Annotated in this window: 21 protein-coding genes and 1 pseudogene; 4 read left to right on the top strand and 18 right to left on the bottom strand. The window is 70.5% G+C overall.

Annotated features, from left to right (window positions below; translation table 11 throughout):
• Nucleotides 1–95 precede the first annotated feature (95 nt).
• The 15 genes from SOM13_RS05045 to otsA all read right to left on the bottom strand — a co-directional run bounded on the left by SOM13_RS05045 (nt 96) and on the right by otsA (nt 16,640).
• Entirely contained in the window at nt 96–479 is a 384-nt protein-coding gene (locus SOM13_RS05045; protein ID WP_320479032.1) for a hypothetical protein, read from the bottom strand.
• A complete protein-coding gene (locus SOM13_RS05040) occupies nt 476–922 on the bottom strand; it encodes a hypothetical protein (RefSeq protein WP_320479031.1) in 447 nt (148 codons plus the stop codon). The genes SOM13_RS05045 and SOM13_RS05040 overlap by 4 nt, the downstream gene beginning before the upstream one ends.
• Complete coding sequence (locus SOM13_RS05035) at nt 919–2,058, bottom strand: mannitol-1-phosphate 5-dehydrogenase (RefSeq protein WP_320479030.1); 1,140 nt, start codon at nt 2,056–2,058, stop codon at nt 919–921. Before SOM13_RS05035 ends, SOM13_RS05040 begins: the two co-directional genes overlap by 4 nt.
• Nucleotides 2,059–2,162: 104 nt before the next feature.
• Nucleotides 2,163–3,188 carry a ketol-acid reductoisomerase gene (gene ilvC, locus SOM13_RS05030; protein WP_320479029.1) on the bottom strand — a complete coding sequence of 342 codons (1,026 nt, stop codon included), beginning with the start codon at nt 3,186–3,188 and terminating at the stop codon, nt 2,163–2,165.
• An 89-nt stretch (nt 3,189–3,277) separates the two neighbouring features.
• Nucleotides 3,278–3,784 carry an acetolactate synthase small subunit gene (gene ilvN / locus SOM13_RS05025; RefSeq protein ID WP_192058388.1) on the bottom strand — a complete coding sequence of 169 codons (507 nt, stop codon included), beginning with the start codon at nt 3,782–3,784 and terminating at the stop codon, nt 3,278–3,280.
• Nucleotides 3,781–5,667: an acetolactate synthase large subunit gene (locus tag SOM13_RS05020; protein ID WP_192058390.1), complete on the bottom strand. Its 1,887-nt coding sequence runs from the start codon at nt 5,665–5,667 to the stop codon at nt 3,781–3,783. The genes ilvN and SOM13_RS05020 overlap by 4 nt, the downstream gene beginning before the upstream one ends.
• A 131-nt stretch (nt 5,668–5,798) precedes the next feature.
• Entirely contained in the window at nt 5,799–7,511 is a 1,713-nt protein-coding gene (gene ilvD, locus SOM13_RS05015) for a dihydroxy-acid dehydratase (protein WP_192058392.1), read from the bottom strand.
• A gap of 54 nt (nt 7,512–7,565) precedes the next feature.
• On the bottom strand, nt 7,566–8,129 hold the full coding sequence (gene mnhG, locus SOM13_RS05010; RefSeq protein ID WP_320479028.1) for a monovalent cation/H(+) antiporter subunit G: 564 nt from the start codon (nt 8,127–8,129) through the stop codon (nt 7,566–7,568).
• Entirely contained in the window at nt 8,126–8,389 is a 264-nt protein-coding gene (locus SOM13_RS05005) for a monovalent cation/H+ antiporter complex subunit F (protein WP_192058396.1), read from the bottom strand. The genes mnhG and SOM13_RS05005 overlap by 4 nt, the downstream gene beginning before the upstream one ends.
• Nucleotides 8,386–9,006 carry a Na+/H+ antiporter subunit E gene (locus tag SOM13_RS05000; protein ID WP_192058398.1) on the bottom strand — a complete coding sequence of 207 codons (621 nt, stop codon included), beginning with the start codon at nt 9,004–9,006 and terminating at the stop codon, nt 8,386–8,388. Before SOM13_RS05000 ends, SOM13_RS05005 begins: the two co-directional genes overlap by 4 nt.
• Nucleotides 9,003–10,634 carry a Na+/H+ antiporter subunit D gene (locus SOM13_RS04995; protein ID WP_192058400.1) on the bottom strand — a complete coding sequence of 544 codons (1,632 nt, stop codon included), beginning with the start codon at nt 10,632–10,634 and terminating at the stop codon, nt 9,003–9,005. Before SOM13_RS04995 ends, SOM13_RS05000 begins: the two co-directional genes overlap by 4 nt.
• Nucleotides 10,631–11,209: a Na(+)/H(+) antiporter subunit C gene (locus SOM13_RS04990; protein ID WP_243213523.1), complete on the bottom strand. Its 579-nt coding sequence runs from the start codon at nt 11,207–11,209 to the stop codon at nt 10,631–10,633. Before SOM13_RS04990 ends, SOM13_RS04995 begins: the two co-directional genes overlap by 4 nt.
• Nucleotides 11,206–14,208 carry a Na+/H+ antiporter subunit A gene (locus tag SOM13_RS04985; RefSeq protein WP_320476853.1) on the bottom strand — a complete coding sequence of 1,001 codons (3,003 nt, stop codon included), beginning with the start codon at nt 14,206–14,208 and terminating at the stop codon, nt 11,206–11,208. Before SOM13_RS04985 ends, SOM13_RS04990 begins: the two co-directional genes overlap by 4 nt.
• A 147-nt stretch (nt 14,209–14,355) precedes the next feature.
• A complete protein-coding gene (gene otsB, locus SOM13_RS04980) occupies nt 14,356–15,135 on the bottom strand; it encodes a trehalose-phosphatase (RefSeq protein ID WP_320479027.1) in 780 nt (259 codons plus the stop codon).
• The gene (gene otsA / locus SOM13_RS04975; protein WP_320476855.1) at nt 15,132–16,640 is read right to left on the bottom strand and encodes an alpha,alpha-trehalose-phosphate synthase (UDP-forming); all 1,509 of its coding nucleotides are present in this window, start codon (nt 16,638–16,640) and stop codon (nt 15,132–15,134) included. Before otsA ends, otsB begins: the two co-directional genes overlap by 4 nt.
• A gap of 122 nt (nt 16,641–16,762) precedes the next feature.
• Here otsA and SOM13_RS04970 point away from each other — a divergent pair, with 122 nt between their 5' ends.
• Together SOM13_RS04970 and SOM13_RS04965 are read left to right on the top strand one after the other, a co-directional pair.
• Nucleotides 16,763–17,773 (top strand): magnesium transporter CorA family protein, encoded by a 1,011-nt coding sequence (locus SOM13_RS04970; protein WP_320479026.1) that lies wholly within the window; start codon nt 16,763–16,765, stop codon nt 17,771–17,773.
• Nucleotides 17,774–17,856: 83 nt separating this feature from the next.
• A pseudogene (locus SOM13_RS04965) lies at nt 17,857–18,573 on the top strand (sugar phosphate isomerase/epimerase family protein); the annotation flags it as partial.
• 89 nt (nt 18,574–18,662) lie between these two features.
• On the opposite strand, the gene SOM13_RS04960 reads toward SOM13_RS04965, so the two are convergent.
• Nucleotides 18,663–19,817 carry an SLC13 family permease gene (locus SOM13_RS04960; RefSeq protein WP_320479025.1) on the bottom strand — a complete coding sequence of 385 codons (1,155 nt, stop codon included), beginning with the start codon at nt 19,815–19,817 and terminating at the stop codon, nt 18,663–18,665.
• Nucleotides 19,818–19,945: 128 nt separating this feature from the next.
• Here SOM13_RS04960 and SOM13_RS04955 point away from each other — a divergent pair, with 128 nt between their 5' ends.
• Complete coding sequence (locus SOM13_RS04955) at nt 19,946–20,122, top strand: hypothetical protein (RefSeq protein WP_192058414.1); 177 nt, start codon at nt 19,946–19,948, stop codon at nt 20,120–20,122.
• An 87-nt stretch (nt 20,123–20,209) separates the two neighbouring features.
• On the opposite strand, the gene SOM13_RS04950 is transcribed toward SOM13_RS04955, so the two are convergent.
• Nucleotides 20,210–21,424: a mechanosensitive ion channel family protein gene (locus SOM13_RS04950; protein ID WP_320479024.1), complete on the bottom strand. Its 1,215-nt coding sequence runs from the start codon at nt 21,422–21,424 to the stop codon at nt 20,210–20,212.
• Nucleotides 21,425–21,484: 60 nt separating this feature from the next.
• Between SOM13_RS04950 and SOM13_RS04945 the strand changes: the two genes are divergently transcribed.
• Nucleotides 21,485–22,300, top strand: coding sequence for an alpha/beta hydrolase (locus SOM13_RS04945; RefSeq protein ID WP_320479023.1), 816 nt, complete (start codon nt 21,485–21,487; stop codon nt 22,298–22,300).
• 41 nt (nt 22,301–22,341) lie between these two features.
• Here the strand turns inward: SOM13_RS04945 and SOM13_RS04940 are convergent, their stop codons facing one another.
• Nucleotides 22,342–22,578, bottom strand: a complete 237-nt coding sequence (locus tag SOM13_RS04940) for a hypothetical protein (protein WP_192058420.1) — start codon at nt 22,576–22,578, stop codon at nt 22,342–22,344.
• Nucleotides 22,579–22,766: the final 188 nt, after the last annotated feature.

Genomic DNA, 22,766 nt, shown 5'->3' with positions numbered 1-22,766 from the left:
GAGTCGGGGGGGACGGCCGCGACGCGCCGTGGGCGCGGCTGTCGTCACTCTATCGACTCCGTCGACGTGTGACGCCCCGGGTCGCCCCGGCGGCGTCAGACGCTCTGGACGTACGCCGTGATCGTCAGGCTGAGTGCGGCCACCGCAGCGAGACCAGCGAGCAAGACCAGCGCCACGACGGGCAGCGGCCGACGGCGGACCACGACGAGCGCGGCGACGAACACCACGGGCGGCAGCGCCACGTTCGCGATCAGGGCGAACCACGGCGGTGACGCCACGAGACCGTCGAGCCCGTTCTCGGCGTAGAAGTCGTTGTTGGCGTATCGCGCCTGCCCCGGCACGGAGACCAGGTTCGTGACGGCCTCGAACAGGTCGTAGGCGAACAGCAGACCGAACAGCACGACGAGGGCGACGAACACCACCGAGGAGGCGCGGTCGCGTCGGGTGCCGACCGTCGCCCCGGCGAAGGCCCGGCTCATGCGCCCGCGCCGATCAGGAGGGGCCAGGGGGCGACGACCAGGGCGCCGATGATCATTGCCAGGATGCGTCGGCGCATGGCCGTGGCGGGCACGAGCACGATCGACGAGACGAACCAGAGCGCCGGCGCCGCCACCGCCAGGAGCACGCCGAACCGCCACAGGCCCGTCGCGACGGGGGTGGCGAAGGTGTACCCGAAGCGCCCGACGAGCGCGACCCAGCCGACGGAGCAGAGCAGGAAGACCCCGCCGAGCACCCCATGGGCGATCAGCGACGCCGAGCTCATCGGCCGGACGGCGTCCGGATCGTCGTCGAGGTCGCCCTCGGACCCGATCGTCGAAGCGTCGCGGGAGGGCCCGTCGATGTGGCTGGCGTCGAGCTCGTCGCCCCAGCTCAGCGCGTCGTCGTCTCCGTGGTCGAGTGCGCCGGGGCCGCTCGGCGTCATGCCGACGTCTTGGCGGCCACCGCGTCGCGCAGAGCCGGGAAGAGCGGGTGGTCGGCGAGGACCCCCGTGAGCGTCGTCGTCAGCTCGTCGACATCGAGACCCGAGACGAGCAGCGCCTGCAGCTCGACGCTCTCGACGTCGTCGGCCACGGAGAAGTCCAGGGCGGCACCGACGGCGCGGACGAGCGCCTCGGACGGCATCCCCCGCTCGGCGAGCTGAGCCGCGGGACCGACGAACCGCTCGTGCCGGCTGAGCTTGCGGAGCGGGTTGCGCCCCACCCGCTCGGTCGTGTCGGGGAGGTGCGGGTTCGCGATGCGCACCAGGTTCTTCTCGATGTAGGCCTGCTGCGCGTCGGCCTCGAGCCCGTGCTTGGCGACGAGGAGGGACTTGGTCTCGGCGAGCACGCCTCGCACCTCGGCCATGACCTCGGCGTCGTCGAGAGCCTCGCGGATGCTCGTGAGACCGCGACGGAACCCGTGGTACGCCGCCGCGGCGTGGGCGGTGTTGACGGTGAAGAGCTTGCGCTCGATGAACGGCTCGAGGTCGTCGACCCAGGTGACGCCCTCGATCTCGGGTCGGTCGTCGCCGAACGGCGTGCTCTCGACGACCCACTCGAAGAACGACTCGATCGTGACGTCGAGCGTGCCGCCGGCCTGCTCGGGGACGATGCGGTCGATGGCGCAGTTGGCGAAGACGGCGTTGTCTGCGGGGTCGTGCTCGCGCACGGCGGCGGCCAGCGAATCGGTCGCGTTGATGGCGTTCTCGCAGGCGATGACCGCGAGGGCCGGGCGGTCGGCGTCTCGGGCGGCGAGGCCCTTCGCGATGACCGGGGCGACGAACGGCAGGATGCGCGCGCCCACCGCGGTCGTGACGATGTCGGCGGCCGCGATCTCGGCGACCAGCGCCTCCTCGTCGGAGCGGCTGTTGATCGCCCGGTAGCCGTCGACGACGGTGGTGCGGCTGTCTTCGCCGACCTCGTGCACCTCGAACGACGACTGCGACTGCAACGAGCCGATGAGGTCGTCGTTCACGTCGGCGAACACGACCTCGTATCCGCTCGCATGGAGGAACTGGGCCACGAAGCCGCGGCCGATGTTGCCGGCGCCGAAGTGGACTGCTGTCTTGCGATCTGCCATGCCTTAGATCATGCCACGGCGAGGCCGACCGGGCGGACGCCGCGAGGGCCCCGCACCGGGCGGTGCGAGGCCCTCGTGGGGTGACTCGGTGACGAGACGGGCGACTAGCGGGCGGCGCTGCCGTCGACGTAGTCGGCGTCCTGCTGCTTCCAGGCGAAGAGCGCGCGGAGCTCCTGGCCGGTGGCCTCGATGGGGTGCTCCTCGCCCTTCTTGCGCAGCTCCTTGAACTCGGGGGCACCGGCGTCCTGGTCGTCGATGAACCGCTTGGCGAACGCGCCGGACTGGATGTCGGCGAGCACGGCCTTCATGTTGTCCTTCACGTCTGGGGTGATGACGCGCGGGCCCGAGACGTAGTCGCCGTACTCGGCCGTGTCGGAGACGCTCCAGCGCTGCTTGGCCAGGCCGCCCTCCCAGATGAGGTCGACGATCAGCTTGAGCTCGTGCAGCACCTCGAAGTAGGCGATCTGCGGCTGGTAGCCGGCCTCGGTGAGGGTCTCGAAGCCGTACTGGATCAGCTGCGAGGTGCCGCCGCAGAGCACGGCCTGCTCGCCGAAGAGGTCGGTCTCGGTCTCTTCGGTGAAGGTGGTCTTGATGCCGCCGGCACGCAGACCGCCGATGCCCTTCGAGTACGACCAGGCGAGGTCCCAGGCGGAGCCCGAGGCGTCCTGCTCGACGGCGACGATCACGGGGACGCCGCGGCCGGCCTCGAACTCGCGGCGGACCGTGTGGCCCGGGCCCTTGGGTGCGACGAGCACGACGTCGACGCCCGCGGGCGCCTCGATGTAGCCGAAGCGGATGTTGAAGCCGTGGCCGAAGACGAGCGCCTTGCCGTCGGCGAGGTTCGGGGCGATGTCGTCGGCGTAGACGTGGCGCTGCACCTGGTCGGGCGCGAGGATGACGATGACGTCGCCCCAGGCCGAGGCCTCGGCGGGCGTCTGCACGGTGAACCCGGCCTCTTCGGCCTTGGCGCGGCTCTTCGAGCCCTCCTTCAGGCCGACGACGACCTCGACGCCCGAGTCGCGCAGGTTGAGCGCGTGCGCGTGACCCTGCGATCCGTAGCCGATGACGGCGACCTTCTTGCCCTGGATGATCGACAGATCGGCGTCGTTGTCGTAGACGATTTCAGTCACAGTGGTGATACTCCTCGGTTGTCGACGGGTGTCGGTGGATGTCGGTTGATGGGGGCCGAGGAGGCGCGGGTCGACCGCGCCCCGCCGGTCTAGTTCTTGAAGACGCGGTCGGTGATCGACTTCGCGCCGCGGCCGATGGCCAGCAGCCCCGACTGCGAGATCTCCTTCACGCCGTAGGGCTCGAGCACGCGGAGCAGGGCGTTGGTCTTGCCCGTGTCGCCGGTCACCTCGATGACGAGAGCGTCGGTCGAGACGTCGACGACCGAGGCGCGGAAGAGCGTCACGGCCTCGAGCACCTGCGATCGGGTCGTGTTGTCGACCCGCACCTTGATCAGCATGTGCTCGCGCTGCACCGACTGCGAGTAGTCGAGCTCGACGATCTTGATCACGTTGACGAGCTTGTTCAGCTGCTTCGTGACCTGCTCGAGCGGGAGCTCCTCCACGTCGACGACGACCGTGATTCGGCTGAAGCCCTCGAGCTCGCTCTTGCCGACGGCGAGGCTCTCGATGTTGAAGCCACGGCGGGCGAAGAGGCCGGCGACCCGCGTCAGCAGGCCCGGCTTGTCTTCGACCAGGAGGCTCAGGACGTGGCTCATGCGTGCTCTCCTGTCATGTCGCCGTCGCGCGTGGTGTCGGAGGCGCTCGTGCCGGGCGCCTCGTCGTCCCACTCGGGAGCGAGGGCTCGGGCGTGCTGGATCTCGGAGTTCGAGACGCCCTGGGGCACCATCGGCCACACCATGGCGTCGCGGCTGACGACGAAGTCGATGACGACCGGGCGGTCGTTCGTCTCGAGCGCCAGCTTGATGGCGGCGTCCACCTCGTCTTCACGACGCACGCGGATGCCCAGGGCCCCGTACGCGTCGGCCAGCTTGACGAAGTCGGGCACCATGCGCGTCTCGTGCCCCGTGTTCAAGTCGGTGAACGAGTGGCGGCCCTCGTAGAACAGGGTCTGCCACTGCCGCACCATTCCGAGCGACGAGTTGTTGATGATCGCGACCTTGATCGGGATGTCGTTGATGACGCAGGTGGCGAGCTCCTGATTGGTCATCTGGAAGCAGCCGTCGCCGTCGATGGCCCAGACCACGCGATCGGGCTGCGCGACCTTGGCTCCCATGGCGGCCGGGACGGAGTAGCCCATCGTCCCCGCGCCTCCGGAGTTGAGCCAGGCGTTCGGACGCTCGTACTGGATGAACTGCGCCGACCACATCTGGTGCTGACCGACACCCGACGCGTAGACCGCCTCGGGGCCCGAGAGCTCGCCGATCCGCTGGATGACGCCCTGGGGCGAGAGGAGGCCGTCGTCGGGTTCGGTGTAGCCGAGGGGGAACTGCTCGCGCAGCCCGTCGAGGTGCTCCCACCAGGCCGAGATGTCGGGGCGGGTGCCGCCGGTGACCTCGAGGAAGGCGCTCGTGAGGTCGGGGATGACGACCTTCGCGTCGCCCACGATGGGGACGTCGGCGATGCGGATCTTCGAGATCTCGGCGGGGTCGATGTCGACGTGGACGACCTTGGCGTTCGGCGCGAAGAGATCGGCCTTGCCCGTGACGCGGTCGTCGAAGCGGGCGCCGAGCGCGATGATCAGATCGCTCTCTTGAAGACCGAGCACGGCCGGGACGGTGCCGTGCATGCCCGGCATGCCGAGGTGCTGCTGGTGCGAGTCGGGGAACGCGCCTCGAGCCATCAGGGTCGTCACCACGGGGGCGCCGGTGGCTTCGACCAGGGTCTTGAGCTCGGCGGACGCGCCGGCGCGGATGACCCCGCCGCCGACGTAGAAGACGGGCTGCTTCGCGTCGGCGATCATCTGGGCAGCTGCCGTGATCTGCTTGCCGTGCGCTTTGGTCACCGGACGGTAGCCGGGCAGGTCGACGACGGGCGGCCAGATGAAGGGCGCGCTGTTCTGCTGGGCGTCTTTGGTGATGTCGACGAGCACCGGGCCGGGTCGACCCGTGCTGGCGATCTGGTAGGCCGCCGCGAGGGTGGCGGGGACGTCTTCGGGCTTCGTCACGAGGAACGAGTGCTTCGTGATCGGCATGGTGATGCCGACGATGTCGGCCTCCTGGAAGGCGTCCGTGCCCATCAGGGTCGAGAACACCTGACCGGTGATGGCCAGAAGCGGCACGGAGTCCATGTAGGCGTCGGCGATGGCCGTGACGAGGTTGGTGGCGCCGGGTCCGGAGGTGGCGATGGCGACGCCGACCCGACCCGACGAGGCCGCGTAGCCCTCGGCGGCGTGACCGGCACCCTGCTCGTGCCGGACCAGGATGTGACGGATCGCCGTCGAGGCCATCAGCTCGTCGTAGAACGGGATGATCGCGCCGCCCGGCAGACCGAAGACGTCGGTCACGCCGAGGTACTCGAGCGACTTGAGGATCGCGCCCGAGCCGGTCAGGACGGGAGGCGCGGTGGTCGCGTCGGGACTGGTGCCGCGGCCGGAGGCACGGGTCGTGCCGCCGGGGAGGGGCGTCGCTTCTGGAGGCATCGGAGCCGGGTTCCTCTTCGTGATGATGTGACGGTGATGACGGGGTGTCGCCGCTGACGGTCGAGCCCTGGCCGCCGTGCCGGCGGTCTCGGTGGGCCGACCCCCACCGAGGACCGCCCGGGAGGCGCGGCCTAGTAGGTGACGGCGCCTTCCGCTGCGGAGCGGACCTGGCGTGCGTACTTGGCGAGGACACCGCGGGTGTATCGCGGCGGGAGGGGCTCCCAGCCGTCGCGGCGGGAGACGAGCTCAGCCGGATCGACGAGTAGGTCGATCGAGCGAGCGGCGATATCGACCCGAATCAGATCACCATCGCGCACGAAGGCGATCGGACCTGCGTCGACCGCTTCGGGTGCTATGTGGCCGATGCACAGGCCGGTTGTGCCGCCTGAGAATCGTCCGTCCGTCAAGAGTAGTACATCTTTTCCGAGCCCTGCGCCCTTGATGGCGGCCGTGATGGCGAGCATCTCGCGCATGCCCGGCCCGCCCTTGGGGCCCTCGTACCGGATGACGACGACGTCGCCGGCCTCGATGCGGCCCTCCGTCAGGGCGTCCATGGCCCCGCGCTCGCGCTCGAAGACCTTGGCCGGGCCCTGGAAGACCTCGGCGTCGAAGCCGGCGGTCTTGACGACGGCGCCCTCGGGGGCGAAGGTGCCGCTCAGCACCGTCAGCCCGCCGGTCGCGTGGATCGGGTTGTCGAGGGTGCGGAGCACCTCGCCGTCGAGGGGCTTCGGCTTGATCGCCTCGAGGTTCTCGGCGACCGTCTTGCCGGTGACCGTGAGGCAGTCGCCGTGCAGCAGCCCGGCGTCGAGCAGGGCCTTCATGACGACGGGCACGCCGCCCATCCGGTCGACGTCGTTCATGACGTACTTGCCGAAGGGCTTGAGGTCGCCGATGTGCGGCACCTTGTCGCCGATGCGGTTGAAGTCGTCGATGGTGAGGTCGACCTCGGCCTCGTAGGCGATGGCGAGCAGGTGCAGCACGACGTTCGTCGAGCCGCCGAAGGCCATGGCGACAGCGATGGCGTTCTCGAAGGCCTTCTTCGTGAGGATGTCGCGCGTCGTGATGCCGAGCCGGAGCATCTCGACGACCGCCTCGCCCGAGCGGTGGGCGAAGTAGTCGCGACGACGGTCGGCCGAGGGCGGGGCGGCGGAGCCGGGGAGGCTCATGCCGAGGGCCTCGGCGACGCTCGCCATGGTGTTGGCGGTGTACATGCCGCCGCAGGCGCCTTCGCCCGGGACGATCGCGCACTCGATGGCCTTGAGGTCCTCTTCGCCGATCGTGCCGGCCTTGTAGGCGCCGACGGCCTCGAACGAGTCGATGATCGTCACGTTCTTCTCGGTGCCGTCGCTGAGCTTGACCCAGCCGGGGGCGACGCTGCCCGCGTAGAGGAAGACGCTGGCGAGGTCGAGGCGCGCGGCGGCCATCAGCATGCCCGGCAGCGACTTGTCGCAGCCGGCGAGGAGGACCGAGCCGTCGAGGCGCTCGGCGTTCATGACGACCTCGACGCTGTCCGCGATGACCTCGCGCGACACGAGCGAGAAGTGCATGCCCTCATGCCCCATCGAGATGCCGTCGGAGACGGACACCGTGCCGAACTGCAAGGGGTAGCCGCCGCCGGAGTGGACGCCCTCCTTCGCACCCTGCGCGAGACGATCGAGCGACAGGTTGCAGGGGGTGATCTCGTTCCAGCTGCTGGCGATGCCGATCTGGGGTTTGTCCCAGTCGGCGTCGCCCATCCCGACGGCACGGAGCATGCCCCGGGAGGTCGTGGCTTCGACGCCGTCGGTGACGACTCGGCTCCGCGGTTTGATGTCGATCCCTACCGGGGTGTCCTTCTCTGGCATGGGTCGAGTTTAGGGCGTGACGACGTGTGCTCCGTCCACCCGGGCCGGGGGCGGTCAGAGCCCGTCGGAACCGCCTCGTCGATCGTCGCCGGCCTGCCGCGGCAGGCCCTCCGAGTCGCGTTCGACGGGACCGTCGCCGTCGGCCGTGGAGTGGTCGCCCACGCCCTCGACGCGGTCCATCTCGACGGCCAGGGCGTCGGCGGATCCGACCGGTAGGTCGGTGACGTCGATGTCGGCGTCGTCGCTCTCGACCGTCTCGGCGAGCTCGCCCGCCGCACGGGCCACGGCCTCGTCGAGCTCGTCGACGACGAGCTGATCGCGCCGGAGGTCGCCGTTCCGGTAGCCGGCGCGCCCGATCATGTGAGCCGAGATGGGCGCCGTCAGCATCTGGAAGACGAGCACCACGAGGAGGGACGCGATGGTGCCGACTGTGTGCTGGTCGAGCGCGATGGCGGCGAGCACGAGGATGAGCCCGAAGATCTGCGGCTTGGTCGCGGCGTGCATCCGCGACAGCGCGTCGGGGAACCGGAGCAGGCCGATGCCCGCGGCGAGCGAGAGCAGCGCACCGGCGATGAGCAGGACGGACGACGCGATGTCGTAGGCGGACTGGGGGATCATGACGGGTCCTGCCTGGAGACGTACCGGGCGACCGTGATCGATCCGAACACCGCCGACAGCGCGAGCACGATGATCACGGGGATCGTGCGGGTGTGCCCCGAGAAGACCATGTCGGCCGCGAGCACGCAGATCAGCGTCGTCAGCAGCATGTCGGAGGCGATCATGCGGTCGAGGATCGACGGACCCCGGACGATGCGGATCACCGAGGCGAGACCGGCGAAGGCGAACAGCGCGCCCACGACGTATTCGACGACGATCATGAGGGACCCCCTTCGGAGGACGAGGACGGGGACACCGGGTCGTGCACCTCGGCGGCGGCAGGCGTGCCGTCCGCGATCCGTCGGAGATCGTCGGTGCTGCCCAGCACGCGGGCGATCCTCTTCTCGACGACCAGCACGCCCGAACGGACCGCCTCGACCTCGTCGGCGTCGGAGACGCCGAGAGCGTGCAGGTAGAGGATCGACCGCTCACGATCGGCCTCGACGACGAGCGAACCGGGGACGAGCGAGATGGCCTCGGCCACCAGCGTCATGATGAAGTCCGACCGCGTGTGCAGCTGGACGGCGACGATGGCGTTCGAGTGGACCCCCCGGGGGCCCACGGCCTGCCAGGCCACCTGCACCGACGCGCGCACGAGATCGACGACGAAGTGCGCCAGGAACACGAGTGCGTACCAGATGTTGAACCGGCCGCTCAGCTCGACCGGGGGCAGGAAGAACACCCGGGTTACCAGGAGGGCCACCGCGACACCCGTGACGAAGGCGAGCACCGTGAACTGGCTCCACAGGCACATCCACAGCACGACGAGGCCGATCAGCAACGGCATCTGACGGGCGAGGCTGCGACCCACCTCGCGGCGTGACGGGCGACCGGTCATGGCGTGCTCCCCTCGTCGACCGGTCCCCCGGCGGGTGTCGGTGCCGGCGACGAGTCGTCGCCCCGGGTCTCGCCCTCTCCGGAGGGGAAGACGAGCTGCACGTACTCGTTCGACCCGTACACGCGACCTGCCGCCCGCTCGGCCACGCCGTAGAGCGGCCCGGCCGCGAAGGTGAGCACGAGCGACACGAGGACCATCCCGGCCGTCGCGCCGACCATCGTGCGGGGGTTGGTGCGCTTCTGCTGCACGGCCACGCGACCCGGCGCCTCCTCGAGGTGCTCGGTGAACGGCGACTCGTGGTCGTCGACGTCGGCCTTCGGACGCCAGAAGGCGAGGTTCCAGGCCCTCATGAGCGCGTAGAGGGTCAGCAGCGAGGTGAGGGCGCCGGCGCCGATCAGCACGTAGACGAGCGGATCGTCCAGTCGCGCGCCGGCCTCGAAGAGCGCCACCTTGCCGATGAAGCCCGAGAACGGCGGGATGCCGCCGAGATTGAGCGCCGGGATGAAGAACAGCACCGCGATGATCGGGGCCGCCTTGAGGAGCCCGCCCAGTCTCGTGATGGAGGCCGTGCCTCCTCGGCGCTCGATCAGCCCCGCCCCGAGGAAGAGCGTCGTCTGGACGGTGATGTGGTGCACCACGTAGTAGATGGTGGCCGCCAGCCCCTCGACCGTGCCGAGGGCGATGCCGAAGATCATGTAGCCGATGTGACTGACCAGCGTGAACGAGAGCAGCCGCTTGATGTCGGCCTGCGCGACCGCGCCGAGGATGCCGACCACCATCGTCAGCAGCGCGATGATCAGCAGGTAGACGTTGACGTTGCTCTCGACGAAGAGCACGGTCTCGGTGCGGATGATCGCATAGACGCCGACCTTCGTCAGCAGACCCGCGAACACCGCCGTCACCGGCGCGGGCGCCGTCGGATACGAGTCGGGCAGCCAGAACGACAACGGGAAGATCGCGGCCTTGATGCCGAACGCGGTCAGCAGCATGACGTGGATGATCGTCTGCACGTCGGCCGGGATGGTGTCCATCCGCTGGGCGATGTCGGCGATGTTCACCGTGCCGAGCGCGCCGTAGATCATCGCGATCGACGCGAGGAACAGCACCGACGAGACGAGGCTGACGACGATGTAGACCACGCCGGCGCGGATGCGCTGCTCGGTGCCGCCGAGGGTGATCAGCACGTAGCTGGCCACCAGCAGGATCTCGAAGCCGACGTAGAGGTTGAAGAGGTCGCCCGCGATGAAGGCGTTGAAGACCCCCGTCGCGAGGATGAGGTACGTCGGGTTGTAGATCGAGACCGGTGCCTCGCCGTCGCCGTCGGCCTGGCCCTGCCCGACCGAGAAGACGAACACGGCCAGCAGCACGATCGACGAGATGCTGAGCATCAGGGCGGCGAGGCGGTCGACCACGAGGGTGATGCCGTACGGGGCCTCCCAGCCGCCGACCTGCACGGCGATGGCGCCCTGCGTGTCGACGACCACGAGCAGCACGAGGCTGATGACCACCACGATGCCGAGGGCGACGATCGAGAGGATCGACTGGAGCCGCGGGCGGCGACCCGTGATCAATGCGGCGGCCGCGCCCAGGAGCGGGACGAGGACGACGAGGGGGACGAGGAAGCTCATGCGTTCTCGCTCTCGTCGGGCTGGTCGGTGCGGTCGGTGCGGCTGCGGCCGGTGCGGCTGGAACCGGCCGGGTCGGCGCGGCTCCCGGCTGTGTCGCCGGGCGCCGTCCGGCGGAGCGCCTCGGTCGGCACCGCCGCCTCGGCGCGATCACCGAACTCGGTGTCTCCGCCGGCCACGTCGTCGCCGTCGCTCTGCGAGTCCTCCTCTTCGGCGGGGACGCCGCGGCGCCCGATCTCGAGGTCCTCGACGTCGTCGACCACCGTGTCGACCTGGGCCAGGCGCCACGACCGGTAGATGAGCGCGAGCATGAAGGCCGAGATGCCGAAGGTGATGACGATCGCCGTCAGCACGAACGCCTGCGGCAGCGGATCGGCGAAGTCGACCGGCGCGGCCTGGCCGTCGACGATGGGAGCAGCCCCGCGGCGACCCGACATGATGAGGATCAGGATGTTCGTCGCGTTGCCGACGAGCAGGAATCCGAGCAGCACCCGGGTCATGCTGCGCTCCAGCAGCAGGTAGACGCCGCAGGCGTAGAGCGCCGCCATGACGACGATCAGGACGAGCGAGACGCTCATGCGCGGCCTCCGTCGGTCGAGGTCGGGCCGGAGACCGAGACGGGGAGCGTCTCGCCGGCGTCGTCGGGCTGCGGCACCGGCGAACCGGTGTCGTCTTCCTCTTCTTGTCGATCGACCTCGGCGCCGAGGCTGCGGAGGACGTCGAGCACGAGCCCGACGACGACGAGGTACACGCCGATGTCGAAGAAGGTCGAGGTGACGAACTCGAGGTGACCGAGCAGCGGGACCTCGCCTTCGACCCAGGTGGACGTGAGCGCGTCGGCCCCGAAGAAGAGGGGGACGAGCGCCGTCGCGCTGACCGTGAGCAGACCCGCACCGAGCAGCTTGCCGGCGTCGAGCGGTGCGGCCGCACCGAGCTCGTACCGACCACCGGCGAGGTAGCGGGCGACGAACGCGAAGCCCGCGACCAGCCCGCCGGCGAAACCGCCGCCCGGCGTGTTGTGCCCCGCGAAGAGCAGGTAGATCGAGACCACGATGATGGCGTGGAAGATGAGTCGGACGACGACTTCGAGCAGGATCGACCTGTTCTGCGGCGCCAGCTTGCGACCGGCGAGGAGCCAGGCGCGACGGTCGCCCTCCGTGCTGTCGCCGATCTGCACGGTCGATCCGCCGTCGGGCACGACGGGTGCCGGCTCGCGCAGGGGGCGGACACGGGCGAGGAAGCGCTGCGCCCGTGTGCGACGTGCGGGTCGCGGCAGGATGTCGGCTCGCGAGGTGATGAAGACCAGGCTGGCGACACCCGTGGCCGCGACGATGAGCACGGCGATCTCGCCCATGGTGTCCCAGCCGCGGATGTCGACGAGGGTGACGTTCACGACGTTCTTGCCGTGACCGCCGTCGACGGCGAGCGACGGGAACGCCCCCGAGATCGTCGCACCGGGCCGGGCGCCGAGCGCGACCACGGCGATGGCCGCCATGACGGAGCCGACGGCCACGCCGATGACGGCGCGCGCGACCCGGTGCGTCCGGCCGTTGCGGTCGCCGAGACGGGCGGGCAGGCGCCGCAGCACCAGCACGAAGGCGATGAGGGTGATCGTCTCGATGAGCGCCTGCGTCAGGGCGAGGTCGGGCGCCCCATGGAGGGCGAACAGGGCGGCCATGCCGTAACCCGTCACCCCGACGAGCACCACGGCCTGGAAGCGCTTGTTCGACAGCGCCGCGGCGATCGCACCGACGATCATCAGGACGCCTATCGCGAGCTGAGCGGGATAGTCGAAGAGCACGGCCGTGCTCGGCCAGGTGCGGTTCAGCGACAGCGTCACGATGGACGAGGCGATGAACACCACGAGGATCGTCGCCAGATAGAACGGCAGCGAACCGCGCTGGGTCGTCGCCGTCGTGCGCGAGGCCGTGCGGTCGATGCCCGCCATGATGCGGACGTACCCGTCGGAGGCGCGGGGCAGGAACGAGACCGCCTTCTGGAACGCGGACACCCGGTCGCGCTGCCAGAACATCAGGGCGCCGACCGCCAGCGAGATGGCGGTCAGCCCCAGCGCGGGCTCGAGACCGTGCCACAGCGCCAGGTAGTACGGCTCGTGGTCGCCGCCGCCCGCCGGGAGGGTGTCGGCGTAGCGGGCGAACACCGGGTCGACGGGGTGCGCGAGGAGACCGAGCACGAGACCCGCGACGGCGAGGACGACGGGGGCGAACAGGAAGTCGATGTGCTCGCGGACGAAGTCGACCGGTTCGACGCCCTTCTTGCGGGCGAAGGCCCCCCAGAGGAACCGCAGGCTGTAGGCCGTGGTGAGGATCGATCCGACCACGACGCCCACCAGGGCGATGACGCCCCAGACGGCACCGGACTCGGCGTCGTGCAGCAGGGCGGTCAGCACGGCCTCCTTCGCGACGAATCCGAAGGTCGGCGGGACGCCCGCCATGGAGGCGAGCGCGAGCACCGTCACGACCAGGAGCACCGGCGTCTGACGACCGAGACCGCTGAGCTTGCGGAGATCCCGGGTGCCCGTGCGGTGATCGATGACGCCCACGACGAGGAAGAGCGTCGACTTGAACAGCGCGTGGGCGACGAGCAGCGCCAAGCCGGCGAGGGCGGCGTCGCGGGTGCCGTAGCCGACGACGATCGTGAGGAACCCGAGCTGGCTGACCGTGCCGTACGCGAGGACGAGCTTCAGGTCGTGCTGCCGCAGAGCGCGATAGCCGCCGAGCACCATCGTCACCACGCCGACGGTGACGATGATCTCCTGCCAGCCCGGCGAGTCGTGGTAGCCGGGCGCCAGTCGGGCGACGAGGTAGATGCCCGCCTTGACCATGGCGGCGGCGTGCAGGTACGCGCTGACCGGTGTCGGGGCGGCCATGGCGGCCGGCAGCCAGAAGTGGAACGGCACGAGGGCGGATTTCGACAGGGCGCCGACGAGCACCAGCACGACGGCCACCGTGACGGCCGTGCCCGACGGGGGCTCGGCGACGAGCGCGGAGAGGGAGCTCGTGCCGCCCTGCACGGCGAGGATGACGAGACCCACCAGCATGGCGAGGCCTCCCGCGGTGGTGACGATCAGGGCCTGCAGAGCGGCGCCGCGGCTGGCCTGCTTCGACGTGTAGTGCCCGATCAGCAGGTACGAGAAGACGCTCGTGGCCTCCCAGAAGACGAAGAGCACGAAGACGTCGTCGCTCGTGACGAGGCCGTACATGGCCCCGGCGAACGCGACCAGGACGGCCGCGAATCGCGCGAGCCCTGCCTCGTCGCTGTGGAAGTAGCGGGCGCAGTAGACGAGCACGAGCCCGCCGATGCCGGTCACGACCAGGGCGAGGACCCAGGCCAGGACGTCCATCCGCAGGGTGAGCGAGATCGCCAGCTGCGGGATCCACGGCACGGTCTCTTCGGGGACGTCCCCCGACAGGACCGCGGGCCCCTGCAGGGCCGTGAAGACGAAGACCGCGAACGGGACGAGCGAGGCCCACAGGAACAGCGACGTGCCGAGACGGCGACCGATGGCCGCGACGACCACGGCGGCCACCGCGAAGGCTGTCAGGGCTACGATCACGACGACCTCCGTCGGCTGGCGACCTCGTCTACCGATCGGGATGAACGGGCGCGGGGAGTCGGGCGGAGAGTCCAGACTACCTTGCAGGCACCTGGGAACGCCCGGTCGCGTTCGCCCCGGGGCCGACCCGGGCCGACCCCGGAGGCCTCAGGAGTGCCCGAGGTGCGCCCGGAGATCCGCCAGCTCGGCCAGCAGTCGCGCGACGGCCTGCGGGTCGGCCACCCGGTGCCCCGCTCGCGACTCCCCCGGTCCGACCTTGACGGCCAGATCGCCCTCGCCGAGGGCCGCGAAGCCGTCCTCGTCGGTGACGTCGTCGCCGGCGTAGAGCACCCCGGTCGCGCCCACGATGTCGCGCAGCCGATCGATGCCGTCGTTCTTGCCCGTGGACCGGACGGCGTACTCGAGCACGTTCTTGCCCGTCCGCGCGTGGATGCCGTCGAGCGCGCCGACCGTGCGCCGCGCCTCCGCCAGGACCGTCTCGGTGGTCTCGTCGTCGGCGAGGCGCGTGTGGAGGGCCAGACCGGCGGGCTTCTCTTCCACGAAGACGCCCTCGTGCCCCGCGGCCGCCGCGTGCACGGCGTCCGAGAGGCGGGCGCGCGCCGCGACCTCGTCGGGGGTGAGCGAGGTCTCGTGGCCGTCCATCCGCAGCTCGATGCCGTGCGAGCCCACCAGCAGCACCTCGTCGGGCGTCTCGCTGATCGCGCTCAGCGAGGCGAGGTCGCGCCCCGAGACGAGGGCCACCGTGGTCGACTCGGCCGCCGCGAGTCGTGAGATCGCGGCGAGCGCCTCGGGCAGCGCCCTGGCCTCGAGGGGCGCGTCGACCTCGGGCGCGAGCGTGCCGTCGAAGTCGAGGGCGACGAGGAGGCGCGGGGTCGTCGCGAGACGACCGAGCGCGTCGGACAGGGCGCGGGGGTCTTCGGAGGTCATTCGGCGGTGCTCTCTTCGGTCGTATCGGTCGCCCCGGCGTCCGCCGGGGTGATCTGCTGGCCGGGGCGCACGTTCTCGAGCGCCTGCAGGAACGACGCCGACCACTTGGCCACGTCGTTGTCGAGCACCCGGCGACGCAGGGCCCGCATGCGGGTCGTGCGGTCGCGGCGCGGCATCTCGATCGCCCGCATGATGGTGTTCTTCAACCCGCCGATGTCGTGCGGGTTGATCAGCAGCGCGGTCTTGAGCTCGTCGGCGGCGCCGGCGAACTCGCTGAGCACGAGCACGCCGTCGTTGTCGCGGCGGACGGCGACGTACTCTTTCGCGACGAGGTTCATGCCGTCCCGGAGGGCCGTGACGAGCATGACGTCGGCCGCTAGGTAGAGGGCGACCATCTCTTCGCGCGGATAGCCGTGGTGGTGGTAGCTGATGGCGGTGTGGCTCATCGTGGCGTAGTCGCCGTTGACGCGGCCGACGGTCAGCTCGATCTCGTCGCGCAGCTGCTTGTAGGTCTCGACCCGCTCGCGGCTCGGGCTCGCGACCTGCACCAGCGTGGCGTCCTCGACGCTGAGGCGGCCGTCGGCGAGCAGCTCGCCGAACGCCTTCATGCGGTGCCGGATGCCCTTCGTGTAGTCGAGTCGGTCGACCCCGAGCATCACGGTCTTGGGGTTGCCGAGCCCCTCGCGGATCTCTCGCGCCCTGGCCTGGATGTCGGGCCGCGCGGCGAGCTCCTCGTAGCTGGCGGCGTCGATCGAGATCGGGAAGTGCTTCGCGAGCACCCGGCGGACCTTCTTGCCGCGCTTCGACACGGGAGCCGACTCGTCGTCGACGGGCACCTCGACGTACGGGCGGGTGGTGCCGTAGCCGAGCAGATGCCGGACGGCGCGGGAGAAGTTCGACGCGTCGTCGGCGCGCTGGAACCCGATCACGTCGGCGCCGAGCAGCCCCTCGAGGATCTGCTTGCGCCACGGCAGCTGCGAGAAGATGCCGAGCGGCGGGAACGGGATGTGGTTGAAGAAGCCGATGGTGAGGTCGGGGCGGGCCTCGCGGAGCATCCGCGGCACGAGCTGCAGCTGGTAGTCCTGGACCCAGATGGTGCCGCCCTCCTCCGTGATCTCGGCGGCGCGATCGGCGAAGCGCTGGTTGACCTGCACGTAGGCCTCCCACCAGACGCGGTGGTAGGTCGGGGCGGCGATGACGTCGTGGTAGAGCGGCCACAGGGTGTCGTTGCTGAACCCCTCGTAGTACCGCTGCACCTCTTCGGCGCTGAGCGGCACCGGGACGATCGAGATGCCCTGGTCGTCGAACGGCTCGAACTCGAGGTCCGGCTGACCGGCCCAGCCGACCCAGGCGCCGTCGTTGGCCTTCATGACCGGCTCGAGGGCGGTGACCAGGCCGCCGGGCGAGTGCTGCCACGAGGCGCTGCCGTCGTCGGCGATCACCCGGTCGACGGGGAGGCGGTTGGAGACGACGACGAAGCCGTAACGTTCGGAAGAGTCGGGCATGAGGTGGGTCAGCTCCTGTCGGATCACCCGCACGGACGCGGGACGGCCAGATTATCAGCGGGGGTCGTGGGGGCGCCGGGGTTCCTCTCGGTGTCCGAGCCCACGGGAATAGCATTCGCCTCATGACCGACACGCGACCCGCCCGCACCAGCAGCAGCAGCACCGCGACCGTCACGAGGGCCTACCGCGGCGGCGAGCTCATCGCGCACGGGTTCCCGCTCGCGGAGGTGAGCGACCACCTCGAGGACGCCGACTGCATCGTCTGGGTCGACTTCACCGACCCCTCCCCGGCCGATCTCGCGGAGCTCGAAGACGAGCTGGGCCTGCACGAGCTGGCGGTCGAGGACGCCCTGCACGACGGACAGCGTCCGAAGATCGACCGGTACGACGGCCATCTCTTCACCGCGCTGTACGACGTGGACTTCGACCGGGACTCCGGTGTGCTCAGCACGAGCGAGGTCAAGGCGTTCGTCACGGCCCGGGCGCTCGTCACGATCCACCACCCCGAGTTCGACGTGTCGCGGCTCGAGCGGACCTACGACGACAACGTCGACCTCACGACGCACGGCGTGACCTACCTGCTCTGGGGTCTGCTCGACAGCGTCGTCGACCGGCACTTCGACGCGACCGACGCGCTCGACGATGAGATCGAGGGGATCGCCGACGATCTCTTCGACCCGAAGCCGCGGACCCTCGACGTCCAGAAGCGCTCGTTCGCCCTGCGCAAGAGCCTGGTGCAGCTCCGCCGGGTGTCGTCGCCGATGCGCGAGGTGCTGAACACGCTGCTGCGTCGCGATCTGAAGGAGGTCGACGCCGAGATGCAGCCGTACTTCCAGGACGTCTACGACCATGTGCTGCGGGTCTCCGAGCAGAACGACTCGCTGCGCGACCTGGTCTCGACGATCCTCGACACGAACCTCAACCTGCAGTCGAACCGGATGAACCTGATCATGAAGAAGGTGACGAGCTGGGCCGCCATCATCGCGGTGCCGACGGCGATCACCGGCTTCTACGGCCAGAACGTTCCGTACCCGGGGTTCCAGTCGACGACCGGGTTCGTCACCTCGTGCGTGCTCATCGTCGCCATCGGCGGCTTCCTCTGGTGGCAGTTCAGACGCCGCGACTGGCTGTGACCGGTCGTTCGCGAACTGTTCACCCGGCCCGCCCCGAGCGCCGGGTGCGTCGGTCGTAGCCTGGCCGCGTGATCACGGTCGGAATGAGCACGTCCTGCGTCTTCCCGATGTCGACCGACGAGGCCTTCCGGCTCGCCCGGCTCGCCGGCTTCGACGGCGTCGAGGTGATGGTGACCGCGGATCGCGGCACCCGTCGCGCCGACCTGCTCCGCGCCTCCTCGGCCCGATGGGGTCTGCCGGTGCTCTCGGTGCACGCCCCGGTGCTGCCGATCGCCCACTTCGCGTTCGGTCGCGATCAGCGCGACAAGCTGCTCCGCTCGGCCGAGCTGGCCGCAGAGCTGGGGGCCTCGACGGTCGTCGTGCATCCCCCGTTCCTCTGGCAGCGGCGGTACTCGGCCGGGTTCGTCGAGACCGTCCGCGAGATCGCGGGGGCGACCGGGGTGACCCTCGCGGTCGAGAACATGTTCCCGCTGCGCGTCGGGCCGCTGGGGATCGACGTGCACCGACCCGGCCACGACCCCGCGGGCATCGACGTCGACGCGGCGACCCTCGACTTCTCGCACGCCGCGGTGGCCGGGCGCGACGCGCTCGACCTCGCGCTGGCGCTGGGGTCGCGCCTCCGGCACGTCCATCTGACCGACGGCCGCGTCTCGCAGCGCCCGGGCGGACTGCACGACGCGCATCTCGTGCCGGGTGAGGGCACGCAGCCGGTCGCCGAGGTGCTGACGCATCTGGCTCGATCGGGATGGTCGGGCTCGATCGTCGCCGAGGTGCACACCGGCACCGGCGGCCGAGCCGAGGAGGCGCGGGTCGAGCAGCTGCGGCGGACCGTCGCCTTCGCGCGTCGGCACCTCGGATCCCCGGCCCCCGCACCGTCCCCCGCGTCGGGTCAGAGCACGAGCACGGTCGCCACGACGGCGAGCGGCACGGCGACGACGGCGATCCCGAGGCCGGCGAGCATGAACCGACCCCAGGACACCTCGACGCCCATCGACGAGAGCCGCGAGTGCCAGAGCAGCGTGGCGAGCGACGCCCACGGCGTGACGAGACAGCCGATGTTGACGCCGATCAGCACCGCCACGAGACGGAGCGGAGACCCGGCCACGGGTTCGAGCGCCAGGTAGGCCGGCAGGTTGTTGGCGAGGTTCGCGGCGGCGGCGCTCCCGCCGGCGAGCCGCAGCAGATCGGGCAGCGAGTCGCCTCCGCCCACGACCGAGCCCAGCAGGTCGGCCAGCCCCAGCGAGTGCGCGGCCTCGACGACCACGAACAGCCCGCCCGCGAAGAGGATCGTGCTCCACGGGACGATGCCCGGTCGGAGCACCGCGCGACGACGGACGGCGAACGCGACGACGAGCACGAGCGCCGCGCCGGCGGCGGGGATCCAGACCTCGATCCCCGACACCAGCGCCGGCACGAGCAGGGCGGTCACGATCGCCGCCACGCGGAACAGCACCCGGTCGGCCGGCTCCTCCGATTCGGGAGGCGCGAACCGCCCGGTCAGCTGGCGGCGGTACCGCAGGCCGATCGCCGCCACCGGCACCACTACTCCGACGGCCGCCGCGGGTGCCACGAGCGCCGCGAAGGTCAGGGGCGCGGGCGAGCCGAGCTGCCCGAGCGCCAGCAGGTTGGTCAGGTTCGACACGGGCAGGAGCATCGACGCGCAGTTGGCCAGCCACACCGTCGTCAGGGCGAACGGCATCGCCGGCAGACCGACGTGACGCGCCACGAGGACGACGACGGGCGTCAGCAGCACGGCCGTCGTGTCGAGCGACAGGAACACCGTGCACGCCACGGCGAGGACGACGACGTACAGCCACAGCACGACGACGCGTCCGCCGGCGAGCCGCGAGCAGGTGCGCGCCAGCCAGGAGAAGAGCCCCGCCTCGGCGGCGAGCTCGGCGACGACGGTCAGCGCGACGACGAACCCCAGCACGGGCGCGACCCGCTCGACGAGGGCCACCAGCTCGGCGCCGGTGAGGACGCCCGCCAGGAACGCCACGAGACCCAGGGCGAGGAACACGGCGCCGAGCACGGCAGTGCGCACGGGGACTCCTTCGGAGGGGACGGGACCGGCGATCCGTCCGAACCGGGCGTCGGACAGCTCAACCTACAACCGCCGGACACGACGGGCCGCACCGGATAGCGTGATCACAACGAACACGGGAGCGAACCTTGCGCAAATTCCTTTTCAACGGAGCCATCCTCAGTGCGACCTTCTCGGGCTTCAGCCTGCTGAAGAGCATCACCGCCGGTCCCCGCGACTGGCGACTGCTCCTCACGGCGGTCGCCTGGGCCGCGACGACGGCCATCGCCATCGGCAACGTGGTCGACGCCGCGAACGACGACTAGATCGAGCGAACCGATCCGAGCGATCGATTCGAGAAGGAGGCGCGCCTCGGGTGACCGGGGCGCGCCTCCTTCGTCGTCCTCGCGGGGTCAGCGGTCGGGTCGTCCGACCGGGCGCCCGTCGGGTCGACCGTGGCCGTCGTCGTCCGGGTGCTGGACCGGGATCGCCGACGTGAACAGCGCCGTGCGTTCGGTGTCGGCGTTCTCGCCGCTGAAGAGGCCGCCGGCCTCGGACGTGGACCGCTGCGGCCGCGCGGGGGCGATCGGCTCGTCGCCGACCATCTGCACCCGCGCGCGCGGGATCGACACGGGGCTCGAGGCGTGCAGCCAGGCGATGAGGTCCTCTCGCACCAGGCAGCGGAGGTCGAACAGGGTCGGGGCGTCCTTCGCGGTGACGAGCACCCGCACCCGCACGTAGCCGCCCGTCGCATCGGTGACCTGCAGCACCTTCACCCGGCCGTCCCAGAGGTCGGTGCCGGCCAGCACCCGGTCGAGCTCGTCGCGCATGTCGCCGGGCTGCACGCGCCAGTCGAGGTCGAACTCGACGGCGCCGAGCAGCTCGCTGTTGCGTCGCGTCCAGTTCTCGAACGGGGTGGTCGTGAAGTACGTCGACGGGAGCACGAGCCGTCGGTCGTCCCAGATGTGCACCACGACGTACGACAGCGTGATCTCCTCGATCAGGCCCCACTGACCCTCGACCACCACGACGTCGTCGATGCGGATGGCGTCGCTGAACGCGAGCTGGATCCCCGCGAACACGTTGGCGAGGGTGGACTGCGCCGCGAGACCCGCCACGACCGAGACGAGCCCGGCGCTCGCCAGCACGCTCGCTCCGACGGCCTCGACCCCCGGGAACCCCAGCAGGAGGGCACCGGCCGCGACGATCACGATCAGGGCGACCGTCAGCCGGCGGAGGATCAGCACCTGGGTCCGCACCCGCCGCGCGACCCGGTTGTCGGGCGTGTCGACCCGGTACCGCGACAGACCCAGGTCCTCGAAGAACAGGGCGAGGGCGCCGACGAACCACGCGACGACCACGATCACCGTGCAGCGGAACAGCTGCGAGACGGCCTCCTGCCCCGGGTAGTCGGCCCCGAGGAGGCGCGGGAGCGTCGTCGAGAGCGCGATCGTGAGCAGCACCACCAGCAGCGACCATCGGAAGGGGCGGCGCATCCGCGTCACGAACGCCTTGGCCCAGTCCTTCCGGCGGGCGACGAGCGAGAAGACCCAGGCCACGAGGGCGGAGACGACGAAGGTGAGGACGACGGCGACGAGCACCGCGACGGCGAGTTCGATCCATGGCATCGCACCAGCTTGGTCGACGCCGGCGAGCGGCGCGACCAGGAAGAGGCCAGAATGTCAGACGTGAGACGACGTACCGACAGCCCCGACGAGCCCGCCGCCCGCGTACCCGCATTCCATCGGGGATCACGATCGCGACGCCTCGTCAAGATCGTCGCGTCGGTGCTCTTCGCCGTCGTCGTCCTGGTCGCGACCGGCTTCTTCACCTGGGCCAAACTGCCCATGTCGGCCACCGCCTCCTCGATCGCCGCCGTCGCGGCCGACCCGGCGGTGACCGTCACCGACCGACCCGACACCGTGGTCATGCGACCGGCCGAGACGCGTCCCCGCGACCAGGGCCTCGTCTTCGTCGCCGGCGCGCGGGTCGACCCGCAGGCCTACGAGCAGGTGCTCTCGGGCGTCGTCCGCACCGGTGTGACGGTCGTGATCGTGCGTCCCGTGCTCGGCTTCGCGATCTTCGACTGGCGGGCCCTCAGCGACTTCACCGCGGTCGCCCCCGAGATCTCGCACTGGGCCGTCGGCGGGCACTCGCTCGGCGGGGTCCGGGCCTGCGGCTACGCCGAGAGCGACCCCCGGGTCGACGGTCTCGTGCTGTTCGGGTCGTACTGCGCGACCAACGACCTCTCGGACGACTCCGAGCTGCCCGTGCTCAGCCTCGGCGGCAGCGAGGACGGCCTGAGCACGCCGGAGGACATCGAGCGCTACCGTGCGCAGCTGCCCGACGACGCCACGATGGTGCAGATCGAGGGCTCGAACCACGCGCAGTTCGGCGACTACGGCGAGCAGTCGGGCGACGGCACGGCGACCCTGTCGGACGAGGAGGCGCGCAGCCGGATCGACCGCGAGCTGCGGTCGTTCTTCGCGACGATCGGCCCGTAGGGCGGACGCCTCAGCGCCTCAGCGCCTGGCGCCTCAGCGCCTCAGACGGAGCGCTTCCGCAGGCGCAGAGCCTCGAGCGCCATGCCCTGCGTGGCGTAGCGGCCCACCTCGTCGCCCCAGTGCGGGTTCGCACCCCGCAGCGCGACGTGCGAGCCGTTCTCGACGCGGATGTGGCCGAGCACGCGGTCGGGCGTCGACACCTGCACGAGGTCTGCGGCGATCGATCGGGTGCTGACCCGGGCGTTTCGGCGGACGGCGTCGATGCTGGTGATGCTCACGGGTGGTGCCTCTCGTGCTGATCCCCGGGATGTCCGGGGTGATGGTGCTGACGCATGCTGCGATCGCGACGAGACAGACGGTAGTCGCGCCTCCTCGGCAAGGCCCTGACGGTTCGCTGTGCGTAACCCCCGGCCGGGCTGCGTGATCCCGGTGTCCGCCGGGGCGGCGCACGACGAGGGCCCCGGGC

This window comes from Frigoribacterium sp. CFBP9030 (assembly GCF_034045195.1).
Lineage (GTDB): Bacteria > Actinomycetota > Actinomycetes > Actinomycetales > Microbacteriaceae > Frigoribacterium.
Note: the sequence above shows the minus strand (reverse complement) of the source record. Positions and strands in the feature narration are given on the sequence as shown.

Excerpts from the sequence above, each read along its gene's own strand:
- SOM13_RS05020 (WP_192058390.1), bottom strand. The coding sequence starts at position 5,667 with ATGCCTCCAGAAGCGACGCCCCTCCCCGGCGGCACGACCCGTGCCTCC.
- otsA (WP_320476855.1), bottom strand. The coding sequence starts at position 16,640 with ATGCCCGACTCTTCCGAACGTTACGGCTTCGTCGTCGTCTCCAACCGC.
- ilvN (WP_192058388.1), bottom strand. The coding sequence starts at position 3,784 with ATGAGCCACGTCCTGAGCCTCCTGGTCGAAGACAAGCCGGGCCTGCTG.
- SOM13_RS05000 (WP_192058398.1), bottom strand. The coding sequence starts at position 9,006 with ATGACCGGTCGCCCGTCACGCCGCGAGGTGGGTCGCAGCCTCGCCCGT.
- otsB (WP_320479027.1), bottom strand. The coding sequence starts at position 15,135 with ATGACCTCCGAAGACCCCCGCGCCCTGTCCGACGCGCTCGGTCGTCTC.
- ilvD (WP_192058392.1), bottom strand. The coding sequence starts at position 7,511 with ATGCCAGAGAAGGACACCCCGGTAGGGATCGACATCAAACCGCGGAGC.
- SOM13_RS04990 (WP_243213523.1), bottom strand. The coding sequence starts at position 11,209 with ATGAGCGTCTCGCTCGTCCTGATCGTCGTCATGGCGGCGCTCTACGCC.
- SOM13_RS05035 (WP_320479030.1), bottom strand. The coding sequence starts at position 2,058 with ATGGCAGATCGCAAGACAGCAGTCCACTTCGGCGCCGGCAACATCGGC.
- SOM13_RS04970 (WP_320479026.1), top strand. The coding sequence starts at position 16,763 with ATGACCGACACGCGACCCGCCCGCACCAGCAGCAGCAGCACCGCGACC.
- SOM13_RS05005 (WP_192058396.1), bottom strand. The coding sequence starts at position 8,389 with ATGATCGTCGTCGAATACGTCGTGGGCGCGCTGTTCGCCTTCGCCGGT.
- SOM13_RS04995 (WP_192058400.1), bottom strand. The coding sequence starts at position 10,634 with ATGAGCTTCCTCGTCCCCCTCGTCGTCCTCGTCCCGCTCCTGGGCGCG.
- mnhG (WP_320479028.1), bottom strand. The coding sequence starts at position 8,129 with ATGATCCCCCAGTCCGCCTACGACATCGCGTCGTCCGTCCTGCTCATC.
- SOM13_RS04950 (WP_320479024.1), bottom strand. The coding sequence starts at position 21,424 with ATGCCATGGATCGAACTCGCCGTCGCGGTGCTCGTCGCCGTCGTCCTC.
- SOM13_RS05045 (WP_320479032.1), bottom strand. The coding sequence starts at position 479 with ATGAGCCGGGCCTTCGCCGGGGCGACGGTCGGCACCCGACGCGACCGC.
- SOM13_RS05040 (WP_320479031.1), bottom strand. The coding sequence starts at position 922 with ATGACGCCGAGCGGCCCCGGCGCACTCGACCACGGAGACGACGACGCG.